Origin of the sequence: Limnofasciculus baicalensis BBK-W-15 (genome assembly GCF_024178385.1) — a bacterium.
Lineage (GTDB): Bacteria > Cyanobacteriota > Cyanobacteriia > Cyanobacteriales > Coleofasciculaceae > Limnofasciculus > Limnofasciculus baicalensis.
This window is the reverse complement of the sequence record NZ_JAMZMM010000341.1, coordinates 1-6697: the sequence shown is the minus strand read 5'-3', so window position 1 is coordinate 6697 and position 6697 is coordinate 1. Positions and strand designations below refer to the sequence as shown.

Below are 6697 nucleotides of genomic sequence, written 5' to 3'. Positions count from 1 at the left end.
GTCCTCCTTGTCCCCCTTGTCCCCCTTGTCCCCCCACACTAAGGATCACCATGTCTCAATGTCCTGTATGTCAAACTGAATACATTTTAGGTGAACGCGATTGCTGTTCTGTCTGTGGTTGGGATTTGACTCCCTACTCCCAAGATTTAACTGAGTCTTTGCCGTCACAATTTTGGCAGTGGGAAGGGTCAAAATTAGCTTGGGCAAGGCAGATTTGGGCTAAGTTATCATCCTACCAAGATATGGCTAATGCTCTCTCCCCCATCAATGAGCAGTTATCCGAAATTCAACAACAACTAAATGAGGCTAAACAAGAACGACAGATATTGTTCTCCCAAGTGCAAAAATGGCTGCCTAAACTAGTATCCCCCTTATCAGATCCAATCCCTTCTCAAAGTTGGCAACCTTTGCCACTACCTGTTTTGAATTATGAATTAATCGAATACCAATATACGATCCAAGGGTTTTCTGATTCTATTTTGTCTGTTGCTATTACTCCTGATGGTGAGATATTAGTCAGTGGTGGTTATGACAATACAATCAAACTATGGGATCTCATTAGTGGCGAACATATTCGCACGCTAGAAGGACATTCTGATTCTGTTTTGTCACTGGCGATTACTCCTGATGGAAAAACATTAGTTAGTGGTAGTTCTGACAATACAATTAAACTGTGGAATATTCTGACTGGAGAAGAAATTCTCACTGCTGATGAACATTTTGATTCGGTTTTGTCCGTGGCGATTAGTCCAGATTGCCAGACATTTGCTAGTGGTAGTTCTGACTGTACGATTAAACAGTGGAATTGGCGAACGGGATATGAACTCCGCAAGTTAGCAGGGCATTCTGATGTAGTTTTATCTATTGCGATTAGTCCGGATGGACAGACGTTAGTCAGTGGTAGTTCTGATGATACTATCAGGATTTGGAATCTCAAAGCTGCACAGGAAATTCGCACCCTCACGGGTCATAATAACTCCGTTTTATCTGTTGCTATCAGTCCGGATGGACAGACGTTAGTTAGTGGTGGTTATGACGATCTGATTAAAGTTTGGGATTTAAAAACGGGAGAAGAAATTCGCACTATTACAGGACATACTGATTCTGTTTTATCTGTGATTATTAGCCCAGATGGACAAACAATCGTCAGTGGTAGTTCGGATCAGACTATTAAATTGTGGGATATAAAAACAGGAGCAGAAGTTAGAAATTTAACGGGACATTCTGGTTCGGTTACTTGTTTGGCAATTAGCCGCGATGGGAAGATTATTGCTAGTAGTAGTTCTGATAAAACCATTAAAATTTGGCGGTTATATTGCTAAGAGGATTGAGGCAAAAGAATCAGGTTTGGACATTGATAATCTGACGGGGTGACAACTATGGCTGAAAAGTAGACTCGATCAGCTTTTCAGCTCTACCAATTCTGCGATCGCATAGCCGCACAACCAACCCCGAAAATGCCAGCGTTTCAATAAATCTGGTTGATTCCATTTTTCTAATAAATGCCTTAAATACAACCGAGATCTCTTAAAGCTGCCACCTCATCTATACAAATATTTGATGGGTAGATAGTACTCTTGTAGTAGGAAACTTGTTGAGGAGTGAGTATGAAGCAAATCTTACTTTCCGGGTCAAGGAAATGAAAGGGGTAGAGACTTAAATCATCCCCCCACTGATAGTCCAATTCTCGCAAATCAACTATCAACCGACTTGGCTGAAGCGCATCACAAAACTGATTAAGTCGCCATTTGATCAAAAGAGCGTCCTCTCCTCCCGCTGAACCGTATCGATACTGCCCTTGAAATACAACATATCCTGAGTCTGAAACATCCCGATTATAGCGCCAAGTGTAACACTCAAAGCCGATTGAACTAATATCCAAAGATATAGGTATCAGTTGAGGGGGAGGAAGTTGTGGTCTTTCCTGCATCTGGCGACATTTGTCTAGTCTGTAATCCTTTAACTCAAAGGCGAGATCAGAAAATATGCTCTCATAATCAGTTGTAATTTCATTGGTAAAAAATGAACCATTAACTGTATCAAATGCTTCCGGACGCACCACAACGCGCACTAGATATTGCCTGCTGCGGATTACTGACGGAACCACATCTAAAACTACATTTGTCTCAAAGCTGATTTGTCGCAGATCGAGAATAATTCCCTTGCTGCTTTTCACAAGGCTAATAAGTTCTTCACTGCGCCAGCGCATAAAACAAATATCTTTCTCAATTGATGTTTTAGTGCCTAAAGTCCCAGAAAAAGAGCAGATTGGGATCTGAATTTGGCTTTTGGGCATAACCCAGGTACTACAGACATAGGTCAAGGATGACTCCCCCAGTGTCATGGGTTTTAGTCTGGGTAAATTTAGATTTCTTGGCACTAGTACCTCCTTAATATGCTCTCAATATCCTAAAAGATAATATGTTCATCAGGTTGTAGCGAATCAGCGAGGCTCTTACGCAAAAGAATTGCGTTACCTGGACGACCTAGCTGTTGGGTTGTCTGTGTTTCAAAAGCGCTCAGTTCTAAGGTAATATCGGGAGCAAAGCGTTCTAACACGTCAGGGTCCATCCGGCCATCTGGTTTAAAACGCGCACCAAGGGAATCTAGTTTGCGTTCTAATTTGGGACTTGTAAAGAAAAAATCAACATCACTTGCCTTGAGTTCGTCAGCTAGCCATCGAAATTCTCCACCTTTTGAAGATATACCCGTTATAGAACTGCCTCGAAGACCGATTTGAACAATCATTGAGTCCTTTGCTAATTAGGCGATTTCGCAGATTGCCAACTCGCTCGAGTAGTTCCCCAGCATTCCGAAATCCACGAACTAGCACACCACGAACATCGACAACTCTTTCAATGCGCCTCCAGATAGCTCTGAGATTGACCTGACAAGGCGAGGCGCAGCCTAGAAGTATACGTTTAGCTGAAGTATCTAACTCACTAATGCGTTGCTGCGCCCACGCTGGTATTGTTTTCAGTCTCTCAATCGCCTCCACACTCAAATCCTGCAAAATCTCCGCCGGAATCCGCAATACATTCGCCGCCCACTGACGCGCCACCAACAGCGGTTGGCTAGTTTTGAGTGCAACCCGTAACCTTTCAACCTTATCCCCACCTAAAGTTTTCGTCTTCTCCACTAACTCAGCAACTTTAGGAAATTTAGCGAGAATTTCTGATAACTTCCCAGCCTTAGCCGCCCCCTTAATTGCCGTGAGAATACCCTCACTGAACACCAACATTACCAATTCAGCAATGGCATAACCACACAACCAACCCCGAAAATGCCACTGTTTGATAAAATCTGGTTGATTCCATTTCTCCGCTAAATGCTCAATTCCCGCTTCAATTAATTGGGCAACATCCAGTTTTGATATAGTTTCCCAAAGTTGTTGAGCATCAGCTAAAATTGTCCCTTTAAATAGACTCTCTACTATTTCCCAAGCCAGTACCGCCAAATCTTTAAAACCAACCAAAGTATCCCAGAGAGATTCCAGCGCACCATTGAGCAAACCAGCAACAAATGCTCCCCCACCCACGGCAAAATTTCCCGCCAAGGTGGTAATTTCTTTAACCTGATTCCAAGCTGAATAGCTAATTGAGCCAGACTGAACTTGTCCCTTAAGGAGATTAGCAAACTCAACAGAAGGAATCCAAATTAGGTAGCCTTCTTTAGTTGGTTGTAAATTTGTCAGTCTGTTAGGTTTAGTGTATAACCGAGTTACTTTTTCTGGCTCAAAGTCTTTATTTTTCTTCACATAATTGGGATCGAGTTGTATTCAAAAGTGGAAGTAATCGGGTATACTTCTTGCTATTGACAGGCGGGATGCCTATTCTACAGGGGCAGGGCTGTTTCATTCTCAAATTTTACGACAGATTGAAATCTGTCGCTACACAGACAAAACCTGCCTTCGCAGGTTAGCGAGTCTTGCATTAGCTTATTAACAAATAAGTTGAACCGCCGAAGGGCGGTTTAGTCTGTGTAGCAACAGGTTTTAACCTGTTGCTGTAGGAGAATGAAACAACCCTGTCTACAGGGGGAAGCTTCTGAGGTGGGATATAAGCGAACAGTTGCCCAACCCATGGTTTCTATTTGTACAGGAAAGTGATTCGCTTCTGCCATAATGTTTTAGTCGGTCAGTATCAGACAGAAAAACCTACCCCCGGAGTGGGGGAAAGTATACGCCTTCTGGAGCCAGTTGTAAGACACTCAATCGCAAACCGCCAACAGGCGAAAGGATATAGCACAGGAACCTGAGCGATCGGGATATTAAGGCTGTAAAATCTTAATAATCCCCGTGTGTAAAGACCGGGGAGTGTCAATGAGGTAGATAGCTTAATGTCCCATCTGATTTCCCCCGACCAAATCGATCGCATCGTCTGGAATCAACATCAGGACCCCTTTGAAGTCCTTGGTCCCCATAGCTTTGAGCAGGATGGGAAGACAAGCTGGATTGTGCGAGCGTATCTACCGAATGCAGATGCCGTGTGGGTAGTTCGTCCAGAGCAACGGGAAGAATACCCGATGCAATCAGTCCATCACCCCCACTTTTTTGAGTGCCTGCTTGAAGTTGCCGAATTGCCAAATTATCAGTTAAAGATTAAAGAAGGCTCCCACGAACGGGTAATATACGATCCCTATGCCTTTCGCTCTCCACTCTTGACTGAGTTTGACTTGTATCTATTTGGCAAGGGGGATCATCACAGGATCTACGAAAAACTGGGAGCCCATGTCACAGAAATAGACGGAATCAAAGGTGTATACTTTGCTGTCTGGGCACCAAATGCCCGGAATGTTTCGATTTTAGGCGACTTTAATAACTGGGATGGCCGCCAACATCAGATGCGCAAAGGTGGTACTGGTATTTGGGATTTATTTATTCCTGAACTAGGTGTCGGCGAACATTATAAATACGAGATTAAAAACTACGAGGGACATATTTACGAAAAATCAGATCCCTATGGTTTCCAACAAGAAGTGCGTCCGAAAACTGCCTCTATTGTTACCGAGCTTGATAACTATAGCTGGAATGATAGTGAATGGATGGAAAAGCGGCGCAATACTGATGCCCTAGCTGAACCAATTTCTGTTTATGAAGTTCATTTAGGCTCTTGGCTCAATGCTGCCTCTGGGGAACCTGCTAAGTTACCCAATGGGGAAACTGAACCTGTTGTGGTAGTATCTGAACTACGTCCTGGTGCCCGTTTCCTTACCTATCGGGAACTTGCTGCCAAGTTAATTCCTTATGTGAAGGAATTGGGATTTACTCACATTGAGCTATTACCTATCGCCGAACATCCTTTTGATGGTTCATGGGGATATCAAGTTACTGGATATTATGCCTGTACTTCCCGCTTTGGCACTCCTGATGATTTCATGTATTTTGTGGATCAATGCCACCAAAATGGGATTGGCGTAATTGTAGACTGGGTTCCTGGTCATTTTCCTAAAGATGGTCACGGTTTGGCATTCTTTGATGGTTCTCATCTATACGAACATGCCGATCCTCGGAAGGGCGAACATAAGGAATGGGGAACTTTAGTATTCAACTATAACCGTAACGAAGTCCGCAATTTCTTAGTTGCCAACGCGCTGTTCTGGTTTGATAAGTATCATATTGATGGAATTCGAGTCGATGCTGTTGCCTCCATGCTCTACCTTGACTACTGTCGCAAGCCTGGGGAATGGGTTACTAATCAGTACGGGGGAAGGGAAAATATCGAAGCGGCTGATTTCTTACGCCAAACTAATCACGTTATTTTTAGTTATTTCCCTGGGGTTCTCTCTATTGCTGAAGAGTCTACTGATTGGCCGATGGTATCATGGCCTACTTACGTTGGTGGATTGGGCTTTAACTTAAAGTGGAATATGGGTTGGATGCACGATATGTTGGACTACTTCAGCATGGACCCTTGGTTCCGCCAATTCCACCAAAATAATATCACTTTCAGTATGTGGTATAACCACAGCGAGAATTACATGCTGGCGCTATCTCATGATGAGGTGGTTCACGGTAAGAGTAATATGATTGGCAAAATGCCGGGGGATGAGTGGCAGAAGTTTGCTAATGTGCGAACCTTGTTTGCCTATATGTTTGCCCACCCTGGGAAGAAGACTCTATTTATGAGTATGGAGTTTGGTCAGTGGAGTGAGTGGAATGTCTGGGCAGATTTAGAATGGAAGTTACTGCAATACGAACCTCATCAAAAGTTGAAGGGTTTTGTGAGCGCCCTTAATAAACTTTACCAAAGTGAACCTGCTCTTTACAGTAATGATTTTGCTCAAGAAGGGTTTCAGTGGATTGATTGCAGCGACAATCGTCATAGTGTGGTGTCATTTATTCGCCGTGCTAAAGATCCCGGTGAGTTTATTATCGCTGTTTGCAATTTCACTCCCCAACCTCACAGTCACTATCGAGTAGGTGTGCCAGAAATGGGATTCTATACTGAACTCTTTAATAGTGATTCTCGCGAATATGGTGGCAGTAATATGGGGAATTTAGGTGGTAAGTGGACAGATGAATGGTCGTTCCACAATTTACCCTATTCCCTGGATTTATGTTTGCCACCTTTAAGCGTATTGATTCTGAAGCTGGACCGGAAGAAAACAGCAGCCGCACTGGCATCATCGGTGGGATAAAGGGTTGGTTGTTGGTTGTTGGTTGTTAGTTGTTAGTTGTTAGTTGTTAGTTGTTAGT

At 43.4% G+C, this 6697-nt stretch carries 5 protein-coding genes; 2 read left to right on the top strand and 3 right to left on the bottom strand.

Annotation, left to right across the window (positions count from 1 at the left end):
- The coding region (locus NJ959_RS23855; RefSeq protein ID WP_254014243.1) for a WD40 repeat domain-containing protein at positions 1-1322 on the top strand (1322 nt) is incomplete at its 5' end.
- A 185-nt stretch (positions 1323-1507) separates the two neighbouring features.
- Here NJ959_RS23855 and NJ959_RS23850 read toward each other — a convergent pair.
- The 3 genes from NJ959_RS23850 to NJ959_RS23840 form a co-directional block, all read right to left on the bottom strand.
- On the bottom strand, positions 1508-2380 hold the full coding sequence (locus NJ959_RS23850) for a hypothetical protein (protein ID WP_254014242.1): 873 nt from the start codon (positions 2378-2380) through the stop codon (positions 1508-1510).
- A gap of 29 nt (positions 2381-2409) precedes the next feature.
- Positions 2410-2571, bottom strand: a complete 162-nt coding sequence (locus NJ959_RS23845; protein WP_254014241.1) for a hypothetical protein — start codon at positions 2569-2571, stop codon at positions 2410-2412.
- A gap of 97 nt (positions 2572-2668) precedes the next feature.
- Positions 2669-3757, bottom strand: coding sequence for a hypothetical protein (locus tag NJ959_RS23840; RefSeq protein WP_254014240.1), 1089 nt, complete (start codon positions 3755-3757; stop codon positions 2669-2671).
- Between the two features lie 581 nt (positions 3758-4338).
- On the opposite strand from NJ959_RS23840, the gene glgB reads away from it, so the two are divergent.
- Positions 4339-6639 (top strand): 1,4-alpha-glucan branching enzyme, encoded by a 2301-nt coding sequence (gene glgB / locus NJ959_RS23835; protein ID WP_254014239.1) that lies wholly within the window; start codon positions 4339-4341, stop codon positions 6637-6639.
- The last annotated feature ends 58 nt before the right edge of the window (positions 6640-6697 follow it).

What these genes read in the sequence shown, in the direction of transcription:
- NJ959_RS23845 (WP_254014241.1), bottom strand. Translation starts at nt 2,571, where the DNA reads ATGGACCCTGACGTGTTAGAACGCTTTGCTCCCGATATTACCTTAGAA.
- glgB (WP_254014239.1), top strand. Translation starts at nt 4,339, where the DNA reads ATGTCCCATCTGATTTCCCCCGACCAAATCGATCGCATCGTCTGGAAT.